Annotated in this window: 22 protein-coding genes and 1 tRNA gene; 13 read left to right on the top strand and 10 right to left on the bottom strand. The window is 55.3% G+C overall.

Annotation, left to right across the window (positions count from 1 at the left end; all coding sequences use genetic code 11):
• The first annotated feature begins 8 nt into the window (after nucleotides 1-8).
• Complete coding sequence (coaD, locus tag PQU98_RS03045) at nucleotides 9-491, top strand: pantetheine-phosphate adenylyltransferase (protein ID WP_272743400.1); 483 nt, start codon at nucleotides 9-11, stop codon at nucleotides 489-491.
• Nucleotides 492-494: 3 nt separating this feature from the next.
• A complete protein-coding gene (locus tag PQU98_RS03040; RefSeq protein ID WP_368408129.1) occupies nucleotides 495-1352 on the top strand; it encodes a peptidylprolyl isomerase in 858 nt (285 codons plus the stop codon).
• A 31-nt stretch (nucleotides 1353-1383) separates the two neighbouring features.
• Here the strand turns inward: PQU98_RS03040 and PQU98_RS03035 are convergent, their stop codons facing one another.
• Entirely contained in the window at nucleotides 1384-2583 is a 1200-nt protein-coding gene (locus tag PQU98_RS03035) for a Ppx/GppA phosphatase family protein (RefSeq protein ID WP_438263856.1), read from the bottom strand.
• A 258-nt stretch (nucleotides 2584-2841) separates the two neighbouring features.
• Here PQU98_RS03035 and hspQ point away from each other — a divergent pair, with 258 nt between their 5' ends.
• The gene (gene hspQ / locus PQU98_RS03030) at nucleotides 2842-3174 is read left to right on the top strand and encodes a heat shock protein HspQ (protein WP_272743399.1); all 333 of its coding nucleotides are present in this window, start codon (nucleotides 2842-2844) and stop codon (nucleotides 3172-3174) included.
• A gap of 259 nt (nucleotides 3175-3433) precedes the next feature.
• Here hspQ and PQU98_RS03025 read toward each other — a convergent pair.
• Nucleotides 3434-3510, bottom strand: a tRNA-Lys gene (locus tag PQU98_RS03025).
• 244 nt (nucleotides 3511-3754) lie between these two features.
• Between PQU98_RS03025 and PQU98_RS03020 the strand changes: the two genes are divergently transcribed.
• Nucleotides 3755-4411 carry a vWA domain-containing protein gene (locus tag PQU98_RS03020; RefSeq protein WP_272743398.1) on the top strand — a complete coding sequence of 219 codons (657 nt, stop codon included), beginning with the start codon at nucleotides 3755-3757 and terminating at the stop codon, nucleotides 4409-4411.
• 774 nt (nucleotides 4412-5185) lie between these two features.
• Here PQU98_RS03020 and tgt read toward each other — a convergent pair.
• The 6 genes from tgt to PQU98_RS02990 form a co-directional block, all read right to left on the bottom strand.
• A complete protein-coding gene (gene tgt / locus PQU98_RS03015) occupies nucleotides 5186-6307 on the bottom strand; it encodes a tRNA guanosine(34) transglycosylase Tgt (protein ID WP_272743397.1) in 1122 nt (373 codons plus the stop codon).
• A 47-nt stretch (nucleotides 6308-6354) separates the two neighbouring features.
• A complete protein-coding gene (locus PQU98_RS03010) occupies nucleotides 6355-6915 on the bottom strand; it encodes a hypothetical protein (RefSeq protein WP_272743396.1) in 561 nt (186 codons plus the stop codon).
• 20 nt (nucleotides 6916-6935) lie between these two features.
• A complete protein-coding gene (gene queA / locus PQU98_RS03005) occupies nucleotides 6936-8006 on the bottom strand; it encodes a tRNA preQ1(34) S-adenosylmethionine ribosyltransferase-isomerase QueA (protein WP_272743395.1) in 1071 nt (356 codons plus the stop codon).
• A gap of 31 nt (nucleotides 8007-8037) precedes the next feature.
• On the bottom strand, nucleotides 8038-8451 hold the full coding sequence (locus PQU98_RS03000) for a hypothetical protein (protein ID WP_272743394.1): 414 nt from the start codon (nucleotides 8449-8451) through the stop codon (nucleotides 8038-8040).
• A 78-nt stretch (nucleotides 8452-8529) separates the two neighbouring features.
• A complete protein-coding gene (locus PQU98_RS02995; RefSeq protein ID WP_272743393.1) occupies nucleotides 8530-8964 on the bottom strand; it encodes a hypothetical protein in 435 nt (144 codons plus the stop codon).
• A gap of 143 nt (nucleotides 8965-9107) precedes the next feature.
• On the bottom strand, nucleotides 9108-9575 hold the full coding sequence (locus PQU98_RS02990) for a peptidylprolyl isomerase (protein ID WP_272743392.1): 468 nt from the start codon (nucleotides 9573-9575) through the stop codon (nucleotides 9108-9110).
• A gap of 119 nt (nucleotides 9576-9694) precedes the next feature.
• On the opposite strand from PQU98_RS02990, the gene PQU98_RS02985 reads away from it, so the two are divergent.
• Nucleotides 9695-10423, top strand: a complete 729-nt coding sequence (locus tag PQU98_RS02985) for an RlmE family RNA methyltransferase (RefSeq protein WP_272743391.1) — start codon at nucleotides 9695-9697, stop codon at nucleotides 10421-10423.
• A gap of 159 nt (nucleotides 10424-10582) precedes the next feature.
• On the opposite strand, the gene PQU98_RS02980 is transcribed toward PQU98_RS02985, so the two are convergent.
• Together PQU98_RS02980 and PQU98_RS02975 are read right to left on the bottom strand one after the other, a co-directional pair.
• Nucleotides 10583-10738: a hypothetical protein gene (locus PQU98_RS02980; RefSeq protein ID WP_272743390.1), complete on the bottom strand. Its 156-nt coding sequence runs from the start codon at nucleotides 10736-10738 to the stop codon at nucleotides 10583-10585.
• A 72-nt stretch (nucleotides 10739-10810) separates the two neighbouring features.
• Nucleotides 10811-11245, bottom strand: a complete 435-nt coding sequence (locus PQU98_RS02975; RefSeq protein ID WP_272743389.1) for a hypothetical protein — start codon at nucleotides 11243-11245, stop codon at nucleotides 10811-10813.
• A 136-nt stretch (nucleotides 11246-11381) separates the two neighbouring features.
• Between PQU98_RS02975 and guaB the strand changes: the two genes are divergently transcribed.
• From guaB to PQU98_RS02935, 8 genes are all read left to right on the top strand, one after another.
• The gene (guaB, locus tag PQU98_RS02970; protein WP_272743388.1) at nucleotides 11382-12842 is read left to right on the top strand and encodes an IMP dehydrogenase; all 1461 of its coding nucleotides are present in this window, start codon (nucleotides 11382-11384) and stop codon (nucleotides 12840-12842) included.
• Between the two features lie 55 nt (nucleotides 12843-12897).
• A complete protein-coding gene (locus tag PQU98_RS02965; protein WP_272743387.1) occupies nucleotides 12898-13287 on the top strand; it encodes an MAPEG family protein in 390 nt (129 codons plus the stop codon).
• A 9-nt stretch (nucleotides 13288-13296) separates the two neighbouring features.
• On the top strand, nucleotides 13297-14604 hold the full coding sequence (locus PQU98_RS02960; protein ID WP_272743386.1) for an RsmB/NOP family class I SAM-dependent RNA methyltransferase: 1308 nt from the start codon (nucleotides 13297-13299) through the stop codon (nucleotides 14602-14604).
• 5 nt (nucleotides 14605-14609) lie between these two features.
• Nucleotides 14610-16148 (top strand): glutamine-hydrolyzing GMP synthase, encoded by a 1539-nt coding sequence (gene guaA / locus PQU98_RS02955; protein ID WP_272743385.1) that lies wholly within the window; start codon nucleotides 14610-14612, stop codon nucleotides 16146-16148.
• A 276-nt stretch (nucleotides 16149-16424) separates the two neighbouring features.
• Entirely contained in the window at nucleotides 16425-19760 is a 3336-nt protein-coding gene (locus tag PQU98_RS02950) for a TonB-dependent receptor (protein WP_272743384.1), read from the top strand.
• Between the two features lie 143 nt (nucleotides 19761-19903).
• Nucleotides 19904-21457, top strand: coding sequence for a tryptophan halogenase family protein (locus tag PQU98_RS02945; RefSeq protein ID WP_272743383.1), 1554 nt, complete (start codon nucleotides 19904-19906; stop codon nucleotides 21455-21457).
• On the top strand, nucleotides 21454-22977 hold the full coding sequence (locus PQU98_RS02940; RefSeq protein ID WP_272743382.1) for a tryptophan halogenase family protein: 1524 nt from the start codon (nucleotides 21454-21456) through the stop codon (nucleotides 22975-22977). The genes PQU98_RS02945 and PQU98_RS02940 overlap by 4 nt, the downstream gene beginning before the upstream one ends.
• Nucleotides 22978-23142: 165 nt before the next feature.
• Nucleotides 23143-24258 carry a TauD/TfdA family dioxygenase gene (locus tag PQU98_RS02935; protein WP_272743381.1) on the top strand — a complete coding sequence of 372 codons (1116 nt, stop codon included), beginning with the start codon at nucleotides 23143-23145 and terminating at the stop codon, nucleotides 24256-24258.
• Nucleotides 24259-24275 lie beyond the last annotated feature (17 nt).

Below are 24275 nucleotides of genomic sequence, written 5' to 3'. Positions count from 1 at the left end.
GGCTGTTCATGCGTATCGGTCTTTATCCGGGCACGTTCGATCCGATCACCAATGGCCATTCCGATATCATCGGACGGGCCGTCAAGCTGGTCGACAGATTAGTGATCGGTGTGGCGCGTAATATCGGCAAGACGCCTATGTTCACACTCGAAGAACGGGTGGAAATGGTGCGCTTCGAGACCCGGCATCTGGGGGATCGGGTTGAGGTGGCGGCCTTCGACAGCCTGCTGATGCACTATGCCCAGGAGGTGGGCGCCAGCGTGATTATCCGCGGTTTGCGCGCTGTGGCCGATTTTGAATACGAATTTCAGATGACAGCCATGAACCAACAGCTTAATCGTGAGCTTGAGACGGTTTTTTTAATGGCTGACCCGCGCCATCAGGCGATTGCGTCGCGCTTGGTCAAAGAAATAGCCCAATTGGGCGGCAATATTGCGCCGTTTGTATCGGAAAGCGTGGCAGCACGGCTTTTGGCGAAGGTGGGAAAATAAGACATGATGTCTGTTCTGAAATTTAAATCCGCAGTTTTAGGGCTGACGGCGGCCGTTGTGGCGCTGGCGCCGGTCAGTGCGGCTGTCGCGCAATCTCAGTCTTTGGCAGCATCGGAATGGCGTGACCTGAATGCGGAAAACACGCTGGTGATCGACACCAGCAAAGGTCGTGTGGTTGTTGAAATGTACCCCGAACTGGCCCCGCAGCACGTTGAGCGCATGAAAACACTAACCCGTCAGGGTTTTTACAACGGTCTGAAATTCCACCGCGTGATTGAGGGCTTTATGGCCCAGACCGGCGATCCGCAAGGTACCGGTGAGGGCGGTTCAACCCTCCCCAACGTGCCCGGTGAATTTACCATCCGTCACGGTGCTGATTTTCCGATGGTAACGGCCTCACGTCCGCGTGGATCCCAAATTGGCTATCTTGGGGCCATGCCGGTGCAGTCACAGGTTCAGGAGCTGATCCCGATCGCCAAGGACGGTAAGGTTCACGCCTGGGGGCTCTATTGCGCCGGCGTGCTGGGTATGGCCCGTGCGGGTGACAATAACTCGGCCAATTCGCAGTTCTTCCTGATGCGCTCTTATAATGCGGCTCTGGAAAAGCGCTATACGGCCTTTGGTATGACGGTGCAGGGATTGGATGTGGTGCGTAAGCTGAAACTCGGTGAGCCGGCGCTTGATCCGGACACCATGACCAAGGTTCAGATCATGGCTGACATTCCCGAAGCCGACCGTCCCAAGGTTAAGGTCATGAATACCGGCTCAAAAGCTTTTGCCGATCTGATTGAAAAGACCCGCAAAGAAAAGGGCGCTGATTTCTCCGCCTGCGACATCACAGTGCCAACGAAAGCCGAATAATCAAAAAAGCCCCGGACATCCGGGGCTTTTTTTATGCCGGTTTATTTGCGCCCGGTTTGCGCCGGCGTCGGCGCCGGGTTTTCTTTTTGATCATCGACAGCAGCAAACCTTCGCGCAGGCCACGGTCGGCAACCCTCAGGCGCTGGGATGGCCACAGGTTCTGCACGGCCTCAAGCAGTGCCGCCCCCGCCAGCACCAGATCGGCGCGGTCTTTGCCGATGCACGGCTCAAACTCCCGCCCTTTTTGGCCCAGTTCCAATAAGCGATGGATTACGGCCTTACAGTCGTCATGGGTCATCCACAGGCCGTCCACGCGCGACCTGTCATAGCGTTCCAGCCCCAGGTGCATTCCGGCCAGGGACGTGATCGCCCCTGACGTGCCGATCATGTAGGTGTCGCCGTTGAAAAAATGCTCAGTCATGCCGTCGGCATCGCGAAATTTTTCCAGTTCAGCCTGAACATCAGCCACCATCGCCTGAAACCAGACCTTGGGATCGCCGTCTTTCGGTTCTGGGAACCGCTCAGCCAGATTGACCACGCCCTTGGGAATTGACAGCCAGCATTTCGGCAGCGGGTGGTTTTTGATCAGTTTCAGATTGCCGGTTGTCGCAATATCTTTAGGGGGCGTATACTGACTGAGATCCAGCCATGAAATCTCGGTCGATCCACCGCCGACATCCATAACGATCGCGGCCTTGGCGGGGGTGTCGAGCAGGGAGGCGCACCCGACCACGGCCAGACGGGCTTCTTCTTCGGGGGAAATGATGGTCAGCTTCAGACCGGTTTCACGCTCAACGCGCGCGATAAAGTCGGCTCCATTGGCGGCCGCGCGGCAGGCTTGGGTCGCGACCGCACGAATACGGACAACATCGCGGCGTTTGATTTTTTCAGCACATTGCTTAAGCGAGGCCAGCGCCCGGTCCATTGCCGCGGGTTGCAGGTTCCCGGTCGATGAGACCCCTTCGCCCAGGCGGACGATGCGCGAAAAAGCTTCGACGATTTTGAACTGGCCATTTTGGAAAGACGCAATCATCAACCGGCAGTTATTGGTACCCAGATCAAGCGCCGCGTAGTGAACCACATCGGTCGTTGCGGGTTTCGGGGCAGGCCTGTGTCTGCGTCTTTTCAACCCCTCAGAACGTTGCGCCGCACCCGGACTGTCCGAGGCGGGGTTCAAGGCTTTGCCGGAGGCTGAAGGCCGTCCGTTGTGGTCAGAGGGAGCCTTTGTCATATGGCTCATACCCCGCTTTTTTATTGTTATTTTATGTTTCGGTCTGCTTGGAAATGATGCGGTTTTGCCGCATCCTCTCCACATGCACCCACTTCGCGAAAACACTATCAACCAAGGGGAGAAGGGGAAAGGCCTTTTTGAATAATCGCGCTAAAACATGACTGCGGCCTGATGAAAGCGATGCGAATCGATCTGGGGCGGGGGTAACAATTTAATTGTGCATTTTGTCCGGAATTCTGGATCAGAACGGTTAGTCCGATGACACATCAACGAAGTGCAAAATTTGATATCGGTCAGGTCGTTGTCCATCGCCTGTTCGATTTCCGTGGCGTCATTTTTGATGTCGATCCGCAGTTTCTGGACGCGGACGAATGGTGGCTGGCCATTCCTGAGGCTGTGCGGCCCGAAAAGAACCAGCCCTTTTACCACCTGCTGGCTGAAAATGGTGACAGTTGTTATGTTGCCTACGCGTCTGAGGCTAATCTTGACGCCGATGATACGGGGCAGCCTTTGCGTCACCCGCAAACCGATCTGATTTTCGATCGCTTTGAAAATGGCCGTTACCTGCCCAAAATGCGTCTGGCCAATTAAGCTAATTAGGTGTCACTTATTTTGAGTGAGCGAGCCCTAATCGAAAACCTATAAGTTCCGTCATAAAATAATAGAAGAGAACGGTTAGACTCATCTGCGGTATTGACCTCACCTGAAATCGTGTCACTGTTACCACAGTATTTGATTTGCGGTTTTTGAGTGATGCAATATGGCAACGATCTCGGATGGCAAAATGTATCAGATGGCACTGTGCGCGCCGCCACAATCGAATGAGCATTATGTCGTGAGGTTTGTGAGATGGTGAGCTCTCTGGGACTCGAACCCAGGACCCTCTGATTAAAAGTCAGATGCTCTAGCCGGCTGAGCTAAGAGCTCACTCTCCTCAATGGCCGCCCGAAATGCCGGGCGGCGGTTGGTGAGGGACTACATAGAGAGGTGTTGCTGATTACGCAAGCATATCCTCTTTATTTTGACGCAGTTTTATTGGTTAATGGCGTAAAAGGTGTGGAGGTTTTCGGTGATCGCTGGAATTTCGTTGAGCTTAGGGCGCGCGGTGGGGGTTATAACCCTTACCTGCCTTGGCATGACAGCGTGTGCATCTAAACCCGAAGCGGGCGAGATGTCTCTGGTCGAATCAAAACCCGTATATGCCGATGCTGATAAGGCTAAGGCAAAAAACGGCAAAATCGGCTCCACCATGAAAAAGAGCGCTATGGATGTCGGTGATGGTTTTGGTGATGCGCTGGCGGCGCCCCTCGAAGACCTCAATCTGCGCCGTGACGATATTCCGGCTATTTTGATACGGGCCTCAACCAAAACCTACGACCTGACCGGCATGGAGCGCTGCGAAGGCATTGCCGCTGAAATTCGCCGTTTAGATGAAGTTCTGGGCGATGATTTCGATGAGCCGCCGCCCCCTGAAAGCGACATGACGGAAAAGAGCGGTCGTGCCGCTACCAACTATACATTAGGTGCGGTGAGATCAGCCGCCCGCGATATCATCCCGATGCGTGGCCTGGTGCGCAAAATTACCGGTGCTGAAAAACATCAAAAATCCATCGACCGTGCCACCCAGGCTGGCGTTGTCCGCCGGGCATACCTCAAAGGGATCGGTCTGAACAAGAATTGCGCGCCACCGGCAGCCCCTTCGTGGTTCGTGCCGGCCGTGATGCCGCAAATGGCTGAGGATACCGCTCCGCGTGGCCGCCGTAGCGATGTTATCGAGGCGTCGGATGTTGTGCGCACATCGAACACGGTACGTAGTTCGAACAAATAGGCTAATCTTGCGCTGCCCTTTGAGCCTGAGCACGGGTTTGGAAACCTTGCTTAGATATGAAGCGGCGCGCTTTCAATCCGCGGAGGCCGTATCTTTGTCTTTGTATGCCATTACCAATCGTACGTCGATTGGAGGTTCTAATTATAGCGGATATAATAAAAGTACCCGTGCCATATGTTATAGCACGGGTACCCTCTACGCTAACTTAGCCGCAACAAGGCAGGCCACAACAGGCTGACAGCAAAGTGCAACACGACTGTACAGCCTTGGTGATTGCTTCAGGTGCGGCGGCAAAAACAGACGTCGCTGATAACAATGCCATAAGAGTTGACGCTGAAAAGATGAGTTTCATTAGATAATCTCCAAAAATGTTGAATAATAGTGTGGTATTCGACATCGAAGATTCATCGAGGGGGCGGCACGTCTGGTATGTTATTAAGGCCTGTCAAAATATTCTTGATCTGATCGAACTTAACGTCATAAACCCCCAAGAATAATGCCAGCCCAAAACAATGTCCTATGACAATAGGGCATTGTACAGCGCAACTGCGCTGACCGTTCGGCTGAGAGTCCGGACAACATTTCATATGTGACATTGTGGGCGCCATAACCATCTGCACATCGCTCGGAAGTGCGACAGCCTGTGCAGGGACGCTTACGCACAATAGCATGGCCATTGTACAAATAAGCATCGCACACAGCTTTATGGCCCTTGATTTCATGACTCGAACTTATATCAGCAATTGGCCATTAGCAATCGCATACGTCTTAGGATTAGGTCTTTGAAGCGAGGTGGGTTTCACGAAACCATGATCTGAACTGAGCAAATTCACCTGCGGCAATGGCAGCCCGGATTTTTATCATCAGCGCCTGAAAAAAGGCGATGTTGTGCCACGATAATAAAACCTGCCCCAGAATTTCTTCAGATCGCATCAGATGATGCAGGTAAGCCTTTGAATAGTCACGGCTGGCCGGGCAATCGCTTGAGGGATCTAGCGGGCTGTCGTCTTCGGCAAAACGGGCGTTCTTGATATTAATCGGCCCTTCCCACGTCCAGACCTGACCGTGACGGCCAGAGCGGGTTGGCAGGACGCAATCGAACATATCGACACCACGCGCCACCGCTTCGACCAGATCGATTGGCTTGCCGACGCCCATCAGATAACGCGGACGATCCCACGGCAGGATCGGGGCGCAGTAATCGAGCGTGTCGCACATGGCTTCATGGCCTTCGCCGACCGCCAGACCGCCGATAGCGTAGCCGTCAAAGCCAATTTCCAGCAACCGATCGGTTGATTCGCGGCGCAAGGCCTCAAAGGTCGAACCTTGCTGAATCCCAAACAGCGCCTGAGTGTCGCGGGTGCCAAAGGCGGCTTTCGAGCGCTGTCCCCAGCGGGCCGATAATTGCAGAGCTTTTTGGGCGCGGGCCTCATCGGCGGGGTAGGAGACGCACTCGTCAAGCTGCATGACGATGTCTGAGCCCAGCAGATCAGCCTGAATCTCGATTGAGCGTTCGGGCGATAAGATGTGGCGCGATCCGTCGATATGGCTCTGAAAGGTGACGTTATCTTCGGTAACCTTGGATATCTGCGACAGGCTCATGACCTGAAAACCACCGGAATCGGTCAGGATCGGGCCATCCCAGCCCATGAATTTATGCAGGCCGCCCAGACGCTTAACCCGCTCTGCCGTCGGGCGCAGCATGAGGTGGTAGGTGTTGCCGAGGATGATCTTGGCATGGCTCTGGCGCACCATATCAAGCGTCAGGGCCTTGACGGTCGCGGCTGTGCCGACGGGCATAAAGATCGGGGTCGGGATATCGCCGCGCGGGGTTTTCAAAACACCGGTGCGGGCCTGACCATCGCTGGCCTTAAGTTCAAAGGGAAAAGCTGTCATCGCGCGTCAATAGCGAGGATGGACGCTGCCGTAAAGCTATGATGAAACTATGAGGGGCATTCATCTTCAAAGTTAGACATATGCCTAGCATCTTTCGGAAACACGGCTACCTGCTGCTGTATCGCAGGAATATTTGCCCATCTGTAATACACGCCCACCTCATATGTACCGTAAGAGGGGCCGCCGTCACGATACCTTATCTCACAGGTAAATCGTTCATCGACTTTGGCTGTATATACGGGAGGGGATGTATAACCGGCAAACATAAACCCTAGCATTCCAAAGGCTGCAAAAAAGTAACCCGCAGCGATCGGTAAAGAACTGGCTATACCGAGTAAAATTTTCAGAGCCGGACTTTCAAGCTGCCAAATGGCGGCCCACAGCAGTGTGTAGGCCAGGTAGGCAACAGATAAAGCTACGATGTTGGCTATCGGGTTTATGAAGGCGATTTTCAGAATCATGGCTAAAAGAACCAGACCGATCAAAGTGGCTGAAGCGATCAGGACAGGGCGAGCGAAACGCGGCACGTGTTTTCTTGTCAAGGCCATTAGGGCAAAAGCCGCTGGCGGTGCCAGCATCAAGGTTCCCCAAACTATCGCTACATCCATGAAGTGCCCCCGGCTTAGGATTATTTACGGGACATATTACTCAGTAAACAAGCGTCTCCATATGAGAAAAAGCGGTAACCTGTCTCAACCGCATGGGCATAGGCCGCTTTCATGGTCTCATAACCTGAAAAGGCGCAGACCAGCATGAACAGGGTCGATTTCGGCAGGTGGAAATTGGTCATCAGAATATCCGCTGACCTGACCCGCACGCCGGGGGTGATAAAGATTGAGGTTTCATCAGCAAACGGATGGATCACGCCGTCATCATCGCAGGCGCTTTCGATTAACCGCAAAGCCGTCGTGCCGACGCAGATGATGCGACCACCCTTGGCGCGGGCGGCGTTGATTTTATCCGCAACTGCTTGAGTGACCTCGCCATATTCGGCGTGCATTTTATGGTCACGGGTGTCATCGACCTTGACCGGCAGAAAGGTGCCCGCGCCGACATGCAGGGTCACTTGTGCGATCTCAACCCCTTTAGCCGTGAGTGTTTCAAGAGTAACGGGGGTAAAATGCAGGCCGGCGGTAGGGGCGGCGACGGAGCCCTCAGCGGCCGCAAAAATGGTCTGGTAGTCGGTTTTGTCCTGCTCATCTTCGCTGCGTTTTGAGCGGATATAGGGGGGCAGGGGCATGCCGCCGATCTCATGTAAGCGGGTGCCCATCTCTTCGGCGTTATGGTCGAACGACAGGGTGTAGAGCCCGTCATCATCCTTGGCGGTGGCGGTGGCGTTTAAGGTTGACGCGCTGCCTTCATGACCAAAACTGACCATATCCCCGACCCGCACCCGACGGCCCGGCTTGATAAACGCTTGCCACATTACCGGCGATAGGGATTTTATCAGCGTGGCTTCAATCGTAACACTGTGGCCGTCACGGTTACGCTGACCATGCAGTTGAACCGGCAGAACCCTGGTGTCATTGACGACCAGAATGTCACCGGGCCGGATAAGACTGACCAGATCGGCAACATGGTGATCGCCGATATTGCCATTGCCATCTACGGTCATCAGGCGTGCGTGCTCTCGCGGAGACGCGGGACGCAAGGCTATAGCGCTTTCGGGCAGGTCAAAATCGAACTGGGATACCAACATGCCCGCTTCAAACAGGCAAAGCCGCCAAAGGTCAAGAGGCGAGCTTAGGGTCGGTGACTTTTCGCATAGTCGTAAGCCAGTTTGAGGCCTGATTAATATCATCAAATATTTTGACGATGCGTAAGGGCTGACCCGCTTCGTAGGCTTTCTGGCGGGTGAATATCAGTGGGTCATTGCTGACGATCGCGGTGAGGCGCCCAGCATCCTTACCTTTGGTGCCTTGATTCCACGCCCGTGCCATCTGCGCCAAATCTTCGAGCACGACCACGCCTTCAAAGCGGCGCATGTCGAACAGGGCGTCATACCGCCACGGCTGATCAAGGGTCTTGAAGTGCTCTGCCAAAGACGTGGCTATGGTTTTGCTATCCAGATCACCATAATATTTGACGGTCATCAGCCGATGGGTTTCATCGACATCAAAGATGAGGCGCGGACGAATGGACATGTCGGCGGTCTTTATTCAGAAGCTTTCGGAAAACGCGGTACAGATAGACTAGGGTAAATCCGTTAAGTCTTTGTTAGCTTAAAAACCGGCCGCCAGAGGTGTGTCTTCGGCTTCAAACTCAGGCAATATGCCGTTCTGCACCCAGTCCATGCCTTCATCAAGACTGTGAAAGGTATGGATTTGTTTGCCGGTAAAGTTTTTACGCACACTGGGCAATCGCGCAAAACTCAAAGCGTTCGAGGTAATGATAGCGCCGCGAACCGGTATGGTCACGCGGTCACCGACAAGCGCCTGCCAACGGCATCTGAGATCATCAATATGGCTGACGTGCATCAGGCCATCGTGCCGGCGCAGATCCAGCAGGCGATGATATTGCCAGGGCTCACTAAGGGATTCGTAAGTTTTCATCAGGGTGTCGACGATGTCAGCGCCGTCAACTTCGCCCACCACTCTGAACATGATGACCTTATGGTCTTCGTCCAGCCGCACCGTAATCCGGGACCTGATCGACATAGCGGGTGTACCTTTATTTGATCTGCCGTCTTAAGCTATACGCCGACGTTTAATGAATGGTTGATTTTTGTAAGTTTGACAAAAATGTCAAAAGGCGCACAGCCGGGGCCGTGCGCCTTAAAAGATCAAGATTGTGCTACGTATCAGGCGACGTCGGCAGCGACGCGGAAGGACACGATCTTGCCCGGTGCGCGTGGCGGCTCACCCTTGGGCAGGGCGTCGACATGTTCCATGCCCGACGTGACCTGACCCCAGACCGTATATTGGCGGTCAAGGAAGTGGGCGTCGTCAAAGCAGATGAAGAACTGGCTGTCAGCCGAATCCGGGTTCATCGAGCGGGCCATCGAGCAGACGCCGCGCACGTGCGCTTCATTGGAGAACTCTGCCTTAAGCTTCTTGCCGGAGCCACCATAGCCCTGACCTTCGGGATCGCCGCCCTGGGCCATGAAGCCGGGGATGACGCGGTGGAAGACGATGCCGTCGTAAAAGCCTTCGCGGGCCAGTTCCTTGATACGGGCGACGTGGTTTGGCGCCAGATCAGGGCGAAGTTCAATGACGACTTCGCCGGTTTCAAGCGTCAGGATAAGGGTGTTTTCGGGATCAGCCGACATGGTGCGTCCTCTTGAGCGTATACAATTGCGCCCCTCTTAGGCCATCGTGGCCGGTAATTCAAAAAGTAATTTAACGTCAGGCCATTTTGCGGACGACGAAATCGCGCTATAGCCCTGCCATGAACGATAAAAAAACGCCTGAAGACGCCCCCGAAGCGCGCCGCAAAATGGTCAAGCCCCCAACCGGCGGTAATCTGTCTGGCCGCAATAAGGGCCACACCGCCGTCAAAACCGCCAAGCAGCGCACGGAATCCTCGGCCAAGTGGCTGGAGCGGCAATTGAATGACCCGTTCGTGGCGCGGGCCAAGGCCGAGGGCTGGCGCTCGCGGGCGGCGTTCAAGCTGATTGAGATCGATGATCGCTTTAAGCTGCTGCACCGTGGGGTGCGGGTGGTTGATCTGGGCTGCGCGCCGGGCGGCTGGGTGCAGGTGGCCAAAAAGCGCGGCGCGGCCCATGTGGTCGGGGTTGATCTGCTGCCGGTCGATCCGGTGCCGGGGGCTGAGATTATACAGGCCGATTTCACTGACCCGGAAGTAGGCCCGCGGCTGATGGAAATGATGGGCGGTAAGCCCGATCTGGTGCTGTCGGATCTGGCGCACAATACGGTCGGCCATAAGCAGACCGATCACCTTAAGATCGTTGGCCTGATTGAAATGGCTGTTGATTTTGCCATTTTGAACCTGAAACCCGGCGGCACCTTTGTGGCCAAAGCCTTTCAGGGCGGTGAAACCCATGCTGTGCTGGATACCCTCAAGCGTAATTTTACCGAAGTGAAGCACATGAAGCCCAAGGCCAGCCGTCAGGGCTCATCCGAGACCTTTATCGTGGCGATGGGGTTTAAGGGGTAGCTTGCAGAACTCCCCCTGATGTAGGGGGAGCTTTGATATAAGCATCGCTTAAATCAAAGAGGGGGTTAACTGTAGGTAACTGATGTGCCGTTTACCCCACCTGTCACCCAATCTTTAGATTGAGTGACAGCCTCCCCTGCAACAGGGGAGGTTCTAGTTTTAGGCCTTAACCACGGGCAATACACCCGTGATCTTGAGGCGCGCGCGGTGGCGTTCCATCATGGCCCCAAACACCCGGCCGGCAAACAGTGGACGCAGGCGGTACGACAGCCAGACAAGGCCTGTGGCGATTTTGTACTGCGTGGAATGGCTCATGGTGTCGCCTTATCAAGTGAGGGTATAGTTCACACTACCCCGAAGTGATTAAGGCCGGTGTTACAAGCGTGGTTAAGGGATGGTTTCCGTTACGATTTCCTTCGGTGCGGTATATCGCCAGACACACCACGCACTGATCCCACCAATAATACCGAAGAAGCCTGAGACGCTGTAGATGCTCATAATCATGGGGGGCCACTGAGAGGTAGGCGCGTTCATTAAACTCAGCAGTAAAAAAGGCGTGCCAGCTATTATCAGTCCGCTAAGCGCTGACGTCCACAGATTGAGGCGACCTAGGGTCTCCAGTTTGTAAAATAGCGGCAATCCCAAAATCAAAATATGCAGCGACGCAATTATAAATGTAATCGGGGTTGTAAGCAGCGTAACGAATACAAGAAGAGATAAGTCAAAGCCCCCGCTCATTATGAGCAGATAAAGGCTAAGGGCGATGCCCGGCATCAATGCGGCCGCAAACCATGCCCAGAGTACACGTTGCATCATCGTCATTCCGGATATCCCCCATGGTAACCTAAATCACGAGACTGCTCCGATTTAGCAGAATGTGAAACAATTTTTTCGTACCGGCCCCTTTACGCAGAGACCCGCTTGGCTTAGGAACAACCCGCAAAATGGAGAGTCCGTAATGGAAATACGCGAAGGCTTAACCTTCGACGACGTTTTGCTGGAACCCGGCCCGTCAGAGGTCGTTCCCACTCAGGTCGATACGAAATCTAAATTCACCCGTTCTATCAATCTCAATATCCCACTGGTGTCATCGGCGATGGACACGGTCACCGAAGCACGTCTGGCGGTCGCTATGGCGCAGGTCGGGGGCTTGGGCATTATCCACCGCAATCTGAGCATTGAGCGTCAGGCCGAGGAAATCCGCGAAGTTAAGCGTTTTGAATCGGGCATGGTCATCAACCCGATCACCATCAATCCCGAAACAACGCTGGCCGAAGTGCGTGATATCATCGCGCGGCGCGGCATTTCCGGCTTTCCGGTGGTCGAGCGCGATACGGGCAAACTGGTCGGTATCCTGACCAACCGCGATATCCGTTTTGAAAGCGACAATTCCAAAACCGCCGCGCAACTGATGGTCCGCGAAGGGCTGATTACCCTAAAAGACGGCAGCGTTCAGCAATCGGTGGCTCGTCATCTGATGGCTGAGCACCGTATTGAGCGCATCATTGTGGTTGATGATGCTTACCGCGCCGTGGGCCTTGTCACCGTAAAGGACATGGAAAAATCGCAGGCCTATCCCAGCGCGGCCAAGGATGAGGCCGGACGGCTTCTGGTCGGGGCGGCGTCCACAGTCGGTGATGCCGGCTATGAACGCTCGGTCGGTCTGATCGAAGCGGGCGTGGATGTTGTGGTGATCGACACCGCTCACGGTCACTCGGTTTTGGTGTCTCAGGCCGTTGAGCGCATCAAGAAGGCTTATAACCACGTTCAGATCGTGGCCGGTAATGTCGCGACCTATGATGCGACCCGCGCCCTGATCGATGCCGGTGCTGACGCGGTTAAGGTCGGCATCGGGCCGGGCTCGATCTGCACCACCCGTGTGGTCGCCGGCGTTGGCGTGCCGCAACTCACCGCCATTATCGATTGCGTACGCGCTGCTGAGGGAACCGGCGTGCCGATCATCGCCGACGGCGGCATCAAGCTGTCGGGCGATCTGGCCAAGGCGATTGCCGCCGGGGCCTCGACCGCTATGCTGGGCTCGATGTTTGCGGGCACCGAAGAAGCGCCGGGTGAGGTCATTCTCTATCAGGGACGCTCTTATAAGTCCTATCGCGGCATGGGCTCGGTCGGGGCAATGGCCCGCGGATCTGCTGATCGCTACTTCCAGAAGGACGTGCAGGACACCATGAAGCTGGTGCCCGAAGGTATCGAAGGTCAGGTACCCTACAAAGGCCCGATCGCGCCGGTCGTGCACCAACTGGTCGGCGGCTTGCGGGCCTCGATGGGGTATGTTGGTGCCCCCGATATCGTTGAGTTCCAGAAACGCGCCAAATTCGTGCGTATCACCAATGCGGGCCTGCGCGAAAGCCATGTTCACGATGTGATGATTACGCGCGAAGCTCCAAACTACCGCCAGTAGCGTATCAGTCAGGGCCGCCGCTTTCGGCGGTTTTGAACCTGTACCGGAGCCGTCCATGACCAATGAAGTGTTCATTCTTGTCTATACTGTGATCCTGGGCCTGATCCATTTGGCGATCGCGGCTCTGGCGGCGCGTCGGCAGGAGGGTAATCTGAAATGGGCGGCAGGCCCGCGCGATGAGCCGGTGGTGCATACGGGCATGGCGGGGCGGCTTGAGCGCTCATTTACCAACTTCAAGGAAACCTTTGTTTTCTTTGCGGTCATCATTATCTGTCTGGCGCTGAGGGGCCGCTCATCTGAGTTGTCGCAGATCGGGGCCACGGTCTATCTGGTGGCACGCATATTCTATATTCCGGCCTATGCTTATGGCTGGCCGTTTCGTTTTGCGATCTGGGGCGTATCGATGTTTGGTATCATCGCCTGTCTGATCGCCTTGTTGATTTAGGACTAAACCTTGACCCCTGCTGCTCGCCTAGCCGCCGCTGCCGACATTCTCGATATCCTCAAAGGGACGCGCAAGGCGGCCGAAGAGGTGCTGAAAGACTGGGGCCGCAACCACCGCTATGCGGGTTCAAAAGACCGCCGTGCGATCGCTGATAAGGTATATCAATGCCTGCGTTCGCGCGAGCGCTTGTCTTTTGCAATGGATTCCGATTCCGGCAGGTCGTTGATTTTAGGCGCTTTACACCTGCTGGATGGGGTGAGTGTCGATGAAATTGATGCGCTCTATACCGGCGAAGGTTATGCGCCGCCCAAGCTTTCGCTTGCGGAGCGCAATCGGTTGTCGGCGGGGGAGGGCGAAGCGCCGCAGTGGCTGGAGGCGGGACTGCCCGCCTTTGTGTCGGAGCGCCTCAAGGCCGTCTATGGTGACGACTGGCTGAAGGAGGCCGAGGCCCTGATGCTGCCGCGCGCGCCCATTGATCTGAGGGTCAATGGCGACCGCGAACCGATCCGTCAGGGCCTTGAGATGCTGGGTTATAAGCCGGAATTGACGCCCTATTCAGCGTTTGGCCTGCGGTTGCCGGCCGATCCGCCGCCCAATGTGCGCGCACTGCCTGCGTTCAGGCAGGGCATCATCGAAATTCAGGACGAAGGCTCGCAACTGGCGGCGTTTCTGGCCGGTGCTAAACCCGGTATGACGGTGATCGATTACTGCGCGGGCGGGGGCGGTAAGACGCTGGGCCTATTGCAGGCGATGCAGACGCTGGAAGGTAAAACATCGGGCAGATTAATCGCTTCGGATGTCGAAAAAACGCGCCTGAACAATATTAAGCCGCGCCTTGCCCGTGCTGGCCTTGAGGCCGAGTTTCGCCAGTTGACGACGGACGGTGACGGGCTTGAAGACCTAATCGGCGTGGCCGATCTGGTGCTGGTCGATGCGCCCTGTTCCGGTTCGGGGGTCTGGCGCAGGCGGCCTGAAACCGCTCATAAACTGACCGAAGAGGAAGTGGCGCGACTGCATGAATTGCAATCTGCAATTCTTCATCGCGCCTCGCGTCTGGTTAAGCCGGGCGGGCTGTTGGCCTATGCGACCTGTTCGATCCTGCCGGATGAGAATGACATGACCGCGGATCGGTTTGAGGCCGATCATCCGCAATTTAAGCCGCGCCCGATTGCAGACGCTGTGCGTGTGCCGCAAATCACTTCTGACGGCGCGGATGCTCTTGCCAAATTGGCCAACGGTAGCCATCGCTTACGCCTGTCGCCGGGCACCTCAAATACTGACGGTTTCTTCGTCGCCCTCTATCAACGGAAAGCTTAAAACCCATGCACCATGAAAAGGTTCTGATCATCGATTTCGGTTCGCAAGTGACCCAGTTGATCGCCCGCCGGGTGCGTGAATGCGGTGTTTATTGCGAAATCCATCCCTTCACCAAGGCGGCAGAAGCCTTGAAAACCGTGCAACCCAACGCGGTCATTCTGTCGGGCAGCCCGCACAGCGTGGTCGAAGCCGGGCCCACGGTGGATAAGGCCCTGTTCGATATGGGGTTGCCGGTGTTTGGTATCTGCTACGGCGAGCAACTGATGTGCGATTTGCTGGGCGGTAAGGTCGAAAGCGGTCATCACCGTGAATTTGGCCGCGCCGAGATCGAAATCACCAAATCATCGCCGATTTTCAAAGGTTTGGATGCCAAAGAGACCGTGTGGATGAGCCACGGTGACCGCGTCACCGCCATCCCCGAGGGCTTTGAGGTCATTGCCACCTCAGAGGGCGCGCCGTTTGCGGCCATCGCCAATGAAGACAAGCGCTTCTATGCGGTGCAGTTCCATCCGGAGGTCGTGCATACCAAACGCGGCACCGACATGATCCGCAACTTCCTGTTTGAGATCGCTGGCCTCAAAGGCGACTGGACGATGGCGGCCTTCCGTCAGGAAATGATCGAGAAAATTCGCAAGCAGGTTGGTTCTGGTAAGGTCATCTGCGGCCTGTCCGGCGGGGTTGACTCTTCCGTTGCCGCGGTGCTGATTCACGAAGCGATCGGTGAGCAACTGACCTGCGTATTTGTCGATACGGGTCTTTTGCGCAAAAACGAGGGCGAGCAGGTCGTGACCCTGTTCCGCGATCATTACAATATCCCGCTGATCCACGTTCAGGCGCAAGATAAGTTCCTCGGTGCGCTCAAGGGTGAATTCGATCCCGAAAAAAAGCGCAAGACCATTGGTCGCCTGTTTATCGAGGTGTTCGACGAAGAAGCGGCTAAAATAGATGGCGCAGAATTCCTCGCGCAGGGCACACTTTACCCCGACGTGGTCGAAAGTGTGTCACCGCATGGTGGGCCATCGACCGTCATCAAATCGCATCATAATGTCGGCGGTTTGCCTGACTATATGAAGCTGAAACTGGTTGAGCCCTTGCGCGAACTGTTTAAGGACGAAGTGCGTGCCCTGGGCAAAGAGCTGGGCCTGACGGACGCATTCGTGGGCCGTCATCCATTCCCTGGGCCGGGGCTTGCGATCCGCATACCCGGTGAAGTTACACCGGAAAAGGTCAAAACGCTTCAGGATGCAGATGCGATCTACCTTGATGAAATCCGTAAGGCCGGGCTTTACGACCAGATCTGGCAGGCCTTTGCCGTGCTTCTGCCGGTGAAAACGGTCGGTGTTATGGGCGATGCCCGCACCTATGAGGACGTGCTGGCGCTTAGGGCTGTGACCTCATCTGACGGTATGACGGCGGACTTCTATGAGTTCCCGTGGCCGGTACTGGGGCGCTGCGCCACGCGCATCGTCAACGAAGTCAGAGGGGTCAACCGTGTCGTCTATGATGTGACCTCAAAGCCGCCCGGCACCATCGAGTGGGAATAGCGGCACGGTGCACATGGTGTACTTAATACCGTAACTATCCAGCCTTGAAAGTTGATAAGCCCGCTAAATGCGGGCTTATTTGTGTGACAAGTGACACGGTTTTTAATTATTAAAGAAAGTTGAAATAATTAACTTGACAATTTGACGCCGGAGTCATTTTCATCAAGTCTCAGCCAGGCGTGTGACCTGTCCGATTCAAAATAAACATACTATGACGTTTAGGACTTAAGACCGACGAAGTGCGGCGGATTCCTGGGCGCCTTTAGGGAGGAAAACATGAAATCCAATACGCGCAAGCGTTGCCTTTTGCTGTCTTCAGCTACCGTTGTGATGATAGCGGCAGGCTTTGCCGCTCAGGCACAGGATGCCGAAACGGCCGAAGACACTCAGGAAGTTGTGGTCGTCGGACAGCGTAAGGCCATTCAAACGGCTCAGCAGCTCAAGAAAAACTCAGATCAGATCGTGGATTCGATTACCGCCGTCGATATCGGCGGTCTGCCCGATCGCTCGGTAACCGAAGCGCTTCAGCGCGTGGCAGGCATCACCATCGGCCGCACCAATGAGCCGCGCGATGTGGATCGTCTCAACGTCGAAGGCTCCGGCATTCAGATCCGCGGCCTGACCTGGGTGCGCTCGGAACTCAATGGCCGCGACGCGTTTTCGGCCAAGGGCGGTCGCGCCATTTCATGGGAAGACGTGACGCCAGAACTGTTCTCAGGCGTGGATGTCTATAAAAACCCTTCGGCGGATATTGTTGAAGGCGGGCTTGGTGGCACGGTTAACCTGCGCACCCGTATGCCTTTCGATCAGGCAGGTCGTCAGGTCGCATTTTCTGCTGACTATACCCGCGGTGATTTGCGCAAAGAGGGCTCGCCCTCAGCCAGCCTTTTGTTGAGTGATCGCTGGGATACCAATATCGGCGAAATCGGCGTCCTTTTGAGTGCCTCGACATCAAAACTCAAGACGGCGGTTAATACGCTGGCGGTTGATCCCTACAATGCCCACGGCGAGGGGGTGCAATCTTCGTATAATGGTGGAACTAGCCTAAATTTCAATGGCACGGTTGCCAACTGTAACGATACAATAGATGACGGTAACGGTAATCAGATTCCCAATCTGTCAACGCAGTGTAATGAAATTGACGGTCAGCCCTTTGATCGGGTTTTTGTCCCCGTTGGTATCCAGTATCGTAACAATCATCAGGATCGTACCCGTTCAGGTTACTATGCAGCGTTCCAGTGGCGTCCGTCGGACAGTCTGGAACTGTTTGCGACCTTCTTCCGCACCGAGGCTGAACAGATTCTGCAGGATCGCTTTGCGCAGACCTCTTCCTGCTGCTCTGCGACGAACAATCAGTCCTTTCTTGTCGCGCCGGCGACGGGTACAAGCTTTGTGTTTGATGACGATGGCAATTTCGTCAGCGGTCAGATGGTTGATGCCAGCAGCGGCGCCAGCAACTCTTTCCTTCTGAACCTCGGCACCCGCTATGGTAAGGTCAGCGACAACACCAATGATATTTCAACCGGCTTCAAGTGGAATGGTGAGAAGCTGAGCCTGACCGGTGATTTGCAATATGTGCAATCGCACCGCGAAGGCACTGATCTGACGGTTTATAATACGGTTAATCTGCCGGGCGGCTTTGGTCTGGATCTGTCGGGTGACTTGCCTAAAATCACTATGGCCAACGCCACCAGCACCCCGTCAGTATTTAATCTGTATGCGGCTATGGATCACGCTGACGACAATGATGCCCGCCAGTATACGGGTAAGTTTGACGCGACCTATGCGTTCGATGACGGCTTCTGGCTGAAAGACATCAAGGTCGGCCTGCGGGCGACCTCGCGCTATTCGACGCAACGTGATGGCGGTTATAACTGGGCCCTGATTTCAGCGCCCTGGGCTACGCGTGTCACCGCAACCGCTGATCGCTATACGCAAAATCAGGATATCGTAGCTTTCGACGATTTCTTTAAGGGCGATGTCTCCGTGCCCTCTCTGATCATGCCGTCCTTCGATCTGGCCAAGGATTCAGGGGCTTTGTCAGACTATCTGAATGATGTCATCTGGAACGGCCCGGTTCCGGGCGGCGGGCCGGCCTACAACAACGGTGAGTTCGGCTATTATCCTCAGGGCGGACCCAATGGCACCATTCCGTCGTGGGCGCCTAATGGCGGTCAATACAGCCCCTTCGTTCAGGGCAGCCTTTTGAGCTATAACCCGATCTGGGCATCGGCTAACGGCGGCATCAACTACTGGAAAGCCTTCAACGGCGACTACAATGCCGGCTTCCAGAATTTCGGTGGTCGCGGTATCAACCGTCAATCGGAAAAGACCACGGCGATTTACTCCAAGCTGCGCTTTGGCGGAGAGACCTTCTTCGGTAAAGAGCTGTCGTGGGATGGCAATGCCATGAGCTGGGACGGTAATTTCGGTCTGCGCGTCGTCAAGACCGAAACCGAAGGCCGCGGCTTTGGGACAGTGGGCTTCATCAGTCAGGCCCAAAAGCGTAATGCGTCACCGACGGCGGCGGCCAAGATCGACTTCGCTGACGGTCAAAGCTTTGAAACCATTGGTGGCACCAGCTACACCGACGTGTTGCCGAGCCTGAATCTGCGCCTGAAAGTCACCGATAACTTCTTCATTCGTTATGCGGCCTCGAAAAACATTGTTCGTCCTGATTTCTATCAGTTGCAGCCTTCGCTTACCATGTCTGCCACCCTGCAATCGCGTAATGCGACCGTTGCAGATGGCATCATAAACGAACTGACCAATGCGCCCTATACGCAGGCGCAACTGGATGCGGCTCTGGCCCAAAATGCGGCTGTTCAGTATCATACGGACGTGGCGTTCGGGTTCTATTCGGGCAACCCCAATCTGAAGCCGATGCGGGCCAATTCTTTCGACTTGTCGGCAGAGTGGTATTTCAACGGTGGTATGCTGGCGACCGGCATCTTCAAGAAAGATGTCTATGACTATATCCAGTCCAACACAGGTGCCATCACCATCACTAAAGACACTGGCCAGTCGGTTCAGGCGGTCGGTATAGTGCCTCAGAACATGGGGCATGGCGAAATCTGGGGCATGGAATTCCAGCACCAGCAATTCTACGATTTCCTGCCGGGTGTCCTGAGCGGTCTGGGTACCGAATTCAATATGACCATTCTGGAAAGCCGCGGCGCCAAGAATACGTCAAGCAGCACCACAGACGGGGCGCAGATCGGGGCCTCCAAACTTGATCTGCCGCTGGAGCAACTGTCGCGCTACACCACCAATGCGACCTTGCTCTATAACAAGTTCGGGTTTGATGCCCGTCTGGCTTACAACTGGCGTTCGCGCTATCTGATGAGCGCTTCGGCGTCCAACCTGATGGTGCCGGTCTATTCCAGATCGTTCGGCCAGCTTGATGGATCGATCCTTTACTCGATCAACAAAAACTTCAAGGTCGGGGTGCAGGCGGTTAACCTTCTGAACTCGCAGATGGAACTTGAAATGGATCAACGCGATAGCTGGTTCTTAGGGACACAGGGCAATATGTCCAAGGCCCTGATCCGCACCCATAGCTGGACCGTCAATGACCGTCGCGTATCGTTCATTGTCCGCGGAACTTTCTAACCGGAGTTCGACCGATATCTGAAAAACAGGCACGTTCTGTCAAAGCTATTTGTCAAAGCGTGTCTTATGAATAAAACTAGCCCTGCCGACGCTTCTTCCTGACGTTGGCGGGGCTATTTTATAATTTGGGGCGGAATAAAAAAATGACACAACACGGGGCGCCTGCGGAGACAATCCGGCACATAGTCATAGTTGGCGGCGGCACGGCCGGCTGGATGTCGGCGGCGTTTTTAACCAACTTTTTCAAACCGCATCAAATGAAGATCACCCTGATTGAGTCGCCGGAGATCGGCACGGTCGGGGTGGGCGAAGCGACCATTCCGCCCATATCCTTTTTCAATCAGGCGGTGGGTATCAACGAAGCTGAATTCATGAGCGCCACTCAGGCGTCCTTTAAGCTGGGGATAGAGTTTTGCGGCTGGCGCCACGACGGCCACAGCTATATGCACCCGTTCGGAACCTATGGCTCTCCCATTAATGGCGTATCGTTTCACGCCTATTGGCTGCGGGCCAGAGCATTGGGTTACAAGCCTGACTTGTCCGAGTTTTCCATGAGCAATGTGGCCGCGACTAAAAACCGCTTTGACCGGGCCGCCCCCAATTCACGCGACCCCAGGGCGGCGATGGCTCATGCCTATCATTTTGACGCCTCGCTTTATGCGCGGTATTTGCGCACTCTGGCGGAGGGACGCGGTATACGGCGGATAGCGGGCACCATAACCTCGGTCGGCCAGAATCCTCACGATGGTACAATTGAGTATGTCAGCCTCAGTGATGGTCAGCGTGTGGAGGGGGACTATTTCATTGACTGCTCTGGTTTTCGTGGTTTGCTGATAGAGCAGACGCTCAAAGCCGGTTACGAAGACTGGTCAGACATGCTGCCGGCCAATCGCGCGGTGGCCGTGCCCTCGGCCCGCTTTGAAGCGCCGGTGCCCTATACGCGGGCGACGGCTTTAAAGGCTGGCTGGCAATGGCGTATTCCGCTTCAGCACCGTACCGGCAATGGCTATGTGTATGTCAGCGATTATATTTCGGATGATGAGGCTGCCCAGACCCTGCTGGCTAATCTAGGCTCTGAGCATCCCCATAATAAAGCCTTGGCTGAGCCGCGTTTTTTAAGGTTCACGACCGGCCGCCGTAAGGTGTCGCGGATGAAAAACGTCGTAGCTATCGGCCTGTCGAGCGGGTTCCTGGAACCGCTGGAATCGACCTCCATCCATCTGATCCAGCACGGCCTTATAAAGTTTGCGGCCACCTTCCCGATGTCGAAAAATGATGAGGTCTCGGCCCGTCTTTACAACCGTATCATGGCCGAAGAGCTGGAGCAGATCCGTGATTTTCTGATCCTGCATTACCATGCCAATGCCCGTGAGGGGGAGCCTTTGTGGGATTATCTGCGCCATATGCCGATCCCGGACAGTCTGCGTGAAAAATTAAGCCTGTTTGAGACGCGGGGCCTGGCGATTTTCCCGAACCAGACCATTTTTCAGGAACCGAACTGGTTGGCTGTTCTGATGGGGCAGGGGCCCCAGCCAAAAGGATATGATCCGCTGGCGGACAGCATCCCTGAAAGAGATCTGATCGCCGCGCTTGAGCGGGTGCGCACGCTGTGTGCCCAGACGACTGATCGTATGCCAGCGCATGATGAGGTCTTAAAACGCTATTGCGCAGCACCTTCCCTTGATGAGATCGCATGAGCCGCTTAAGAAAAATAGTCATAGTCGGGGGCGGTTCAGCCGGCTGGATGGCGGCCGTGGCCCTTAGCCGGGCGCTGGGTCAGGCGGTGAATAGTAAAACCACCCAAATCGAGCTTATTGAATCCGACGATATCGGCACCGTCGGGGTGGGTGAGGCCACCGTGCCGACCATCCGCACCTTCAATCTGGATATCGGTCTGGGGGAGGTTGAGTTTATCCGCAAAACCAACGGTTCGTTCAAGCTGGGGATTGAATTCGTCAACTGGAGCCGTTCAGGCAAGCCGTTTTTTCACGGCTTTGGCGATTATGTCATAAACGAAGGGCCGCATTCGACGCTCAATCACTGGCTTCATTTGCGAGACCAGAATGATCCTGAGGCTGGTGATTTTGACGATTATTCTATTGCGGCGGTCATGGCCCGGCACAACCGTTTTTCGGCCCCGGTCAATGATCCGCGCACGCCGCTTAGTCACTTTAACTACGCTTTCCATTTTGATGCCGGACTCTATGCCCGCCTGCTTAAAGAGCGCTCCATTGCACAAGGCGTGATCCGGCACGAAGGCCGTATTGTCGATGTGACTGTGCGTCCCGATGATGGCTTTATCCAGTCTGTAACCATGAACGACGGGCGTACAATTGACGGCGACCTGTTCATAGATTGCTCCGGCTTTATCGGTTTGCTGGCCGACAAAGCCTTGAGGGAGCCCTATCTTGACTACAGTCACTGGCTGCCGGTTGATCGGGCGTGGGCGGTGCCGTGCGCTTCGGTCAGTCCCTTGACCCCTTATACGCGCTCAACAGCGCTGGAGGCCGGCTGGCAATGGCGTATTCCGCTTCAGCACCGCATTGGCAACGGCTATGTTTTTTCGTCAGCTTTTGCCAATGAAGGCCACGCGCGCGACAAATTGCTGGGCAATCTGGACGGTGATGCGCTGGCGGAGCCGCGACTTTTGAAATTCACAACCGGGCGGCGGCGTGAATTCTGGGTGAAAAACTGTGTAGCGATAGGCTTATCCAGCGGATTTATTGAGCCGTTGGAATCGACGTCCATTCAGCTTATTCAGAACGGTATCACGCGCCTTATCACTATGTTGCCGGATATGACGTTTAACCCCAGACTGCGCACGGAGTATAACCGCATTCAGGCATTGGAGTTTGACCGGGTGCGTGACTTTATCATTGCGCACTATGCCCTGTCCGGGCGGGAGGACAGCGCGTTCTGGCGCTATGTGAAGCATATGCCGTTACCGGACACCCTGATGGAGAAAATCGAGACCTTCCGTGAAACCGGTTTGCTGCCGCTGCTGGATCAGGAAAGCTTTGTGCTGCCAAGCTGGCTGGCAATCCTGATTGGCATGGATGTAATGCCTCAGCGGCGCGACCCTCTAGCCGGAATTCAGGACGCGCACAAACTCAGGGCAGCCTTACTGTCCCGCAAGGATACGATCGCAAAGACTGTGGCCCTGCTGCCGGACCATGCCGCCTTTATCGACCGGCATTGCAAAGCTGACGTTATTTAGCAAGCAAAGCTGACCATAAGATTTGACCGCATCCACACCTGAGCTTGCCCGTGGGCGCACATGGTCGGTTTTGATCAATTTATCATGCCCGCGCGGACAAGATGTAACGGTTGGCCTTTGATAGGGTTGGGATAGTCATATCCACGCCAGTTGCAGGTTAAACCTATGAATATTGCTGTATCCGCACCAGAGGGCGTAAAGCCGCTCGAACTCAAAGAAATCACCACTTCGGCGGCCTGGCGCGGGGATGTGCTGTCAAAGGGCGATTCATGGGTCTACATGTTGTCCGAGGCCCAGATCGCGGAACTTGAAGTCTTAGGCGCACGGTTTGTTGAGGCAGATCCTGATTTGCGCTTTGTGCAAAAGGAAGAATATCCGCTGGTTGAGTGCGCTGATGCGGTTAAGGAATGGGGGCGCGATGTCGATTCCGGCCGCGGTTTTGTGCTGGTGCGCGGACTTAAAACCCACCTCTATTCCGATGCCCTGTCGGCGGCGATCTATTATATTCTGGGTTTGCATATGGGCGACCCGATCCGTCAAAACGAAAAGGGCGACCTGATCGATTCCGTCTATGCCACGTCGGATAAGACGATGGACGACCCGACCGCCAAGTCATCCAAGGTGCGCGACTATCTGGTGTTCCATTCGGACTCATCGGATGTGGTGTCGCTGATGTGCCTGCGGCCCGCGAAAGAAGGCGGGGCGTCGTGTCTGGTGTCGGGAGCTGAGATCTATAATGAGATCCTGCGCCGCCGGCCCGATCTGGCACCGTTGTTGTTTCAGCCCTACCACTGGGACTGGCGCCGTCAGGATAAGAACGCGCCGTCCGACACCTATACCTCACCGATCATCGACCTGACCGACGGCGTGTTTTCGATGTATGCCGGTTCGCTCTATATCCTGACTGCGCAGGAATATGAGGGCGTGCCCAAGCTGACGCCGGAGCAGATCGAAGTGCTGGAGCTGTTCGATAAGATTACCTATGAACCCGGCATGGCCATTGAGATGGATTTCCGTCCCGGCGACATTCAGTGGTTGTCGAACTATGCGGCTTTGCACGCCCGCACGACGTTTTATGATTATCCCGAACCCCAGCGCCGCCGTCACCTGCTGCGTCTGTGGCTGAGCCGTCAGGGTGACCGCCCGGTCATTGATGGCTTTGGCAAAAACGGCGTGGTTCAGGTGCGTCATAAGCCCCGCGAAGGTCAGACGGTCGATGATCAGGGCTTCTTCCGTATTAAGGATGCGCCGGTGCCGCGTTTGCTGGCCGACCACGGCTAAGCCTTAAACCATTCACG

This window comes from Asticcacaulis machinosus (genome assembly GCF_028550435.1).
Taxonomy (GTDB): Bacteria; Pseudomonadota; Alphaproteobacteria; order Caulobacterales; family Caulobacteraceae; genus Asticcacaulis; species Asticcacaulis machinosus.
This window is presented reverse-complemented; position numbering and strand designations above follow the sequence as displayed.

Bases quoted from the DNA above. Each gene is read 5' to 3' on its own strand.
- PQU98_RS02950 (WP_272743384.1), top strand. From the start codon at position 16,425: ATGAAATCCAATACGCGCAAGCGTTGCCTTTTGCTGTCTTCAGCTACC.
- guaA (WP_272743385.1), top strand. From the start codon at position 14,610: ATGCACCATGAAAAGGTTCTGATCATCGATTTCGGTTCGCAAGTGACC.
- PQU98_RS02965 (WP_272743387.1), top strand. From the start codon at position 12,898: ATGACCAATGAAGTGTTCATTCTTGTCTATACTGTGATCCTGGGCCTG.
- PQU98_RS02990 (WP_272743392.1), bottom strand. From the start codon at position 9,575: ATGTCGGCTGATCCCGAAAACACCCTTATCCTGACGCTTGAAACCGGC.
- PQU98_RS03035 (WP_438263856.1), bottom strand. From the start codon at position 2,583: ATGACAAAGGCTCCCTCTGACCACAACGGACGGCCTTCAGCCTCCGGC.
- guaB (WP_272743388.1), top strand. From the start codon at position 11,382: ATGGAAATACGCGAAGGCTTAACCTTCGACGACGTTTTGCTGGAACCC.
- coaD (WP_272743400.1), top strand. From the start codon at position 9: ATGCGTATCGGTCTTTATCCGGGCACGTTCGATCCGATCACCAATGGC.
- PQU98_RS03040 (WP_368408129.1), top strand. From the start codon at position 495: ATGATGTCTGTTCTGAAATTTAAATCCGCAGTTTTAGGGCTGACGGCG.
- queA (WP_272743395.1), bottom strand. From the start codon at position 8,006: ATGTTGGTATCCCAGTTCGATTTTGACCTGCCCGAAAGCGCTATAGCC.
- PQU98_RS02985 (WP_272743391.1), top strand. From the start codon at position 9,695: ATGAACGATAAAAAAACGCCTGAAGACGCCCCCGAAGCGCGCCGCAAA.
- PQU98_RS02980 (WP_272743390.1), bottom strand. From the start codon at position 10,738: ATGAGCCATTCCACGCAGTACAAAATCGCCACAGGCCTTGTCTGGCTG.
- tgt (WP_272743397.1), bottom strand. From the start codon at position 6,307: ATGACAGCTTTTCCCTTTGAACTTAAGGCCAGCGATGGTCAGGCCCGC.
- PQU98_RS02935 (WP_272743381.1), top strand. From the start codon at position 23,143: ATGAATATTGCTGTATCCGCACCAGAGGGCGTAAAGCCGCTCGAACTC.
- PQU98_RS02995 (WP_272743393.1), bottom strand. From the start codon at position 8,964: ATGTCGATCAGGTCCCGGATTACGGTGCGGCTGGACGAAGACCATAAG.
- PQU98_RS03010 (WP_272743396.1), bottom strand. From the start codon at position 6,915: ATGGATGTAGCGATAGTTTGGGGAACCTTGATGCTGGCACCGCCAGCG.
- hspQ (WP_272743399.1), top strand. From the start codon at position 2,842: ATGACACATCAACGAAGTGCAAAATTTGATATCGGTCAGGTCGTTGTC.
- PQU98_RS02975 (WP_272743389.1), bottom strand. From the start codon at position 11,245: ATGACGATGATGCAACGTGTACTCTGGGCATGGTTTGCGGCCGCATTG.
- PQU98_RS02945 (WP_272743383.1), top strand. From the start codon at position 19,904: ATGACACAACACGGGGCGCCTGCGGAGACAATCCGGCACATAGTCATA.
- PQU98_RS03000 (WP_272743394.1), bottom strand. From the start codon at position 8,451: ATGTCCATTCGTCCGCGCCTCATCTTTGATGTCGATGAAACCCATCGG.
- PQU98_RS03020 (WP_272743398.1), top strand. From the start codon at position 3,755: ATGTCTCTGGTCGAATCAAAACCCGTATATGCCGATGCTGATAAGGCT.
- PQU98_RS02940 (WP_272743382.1), top strand. From the start codon at position 21,454: ATGAGCCGCTTAAGAAAAATAGTCATAGTCGGGGGCGGTTCAGCCGGC.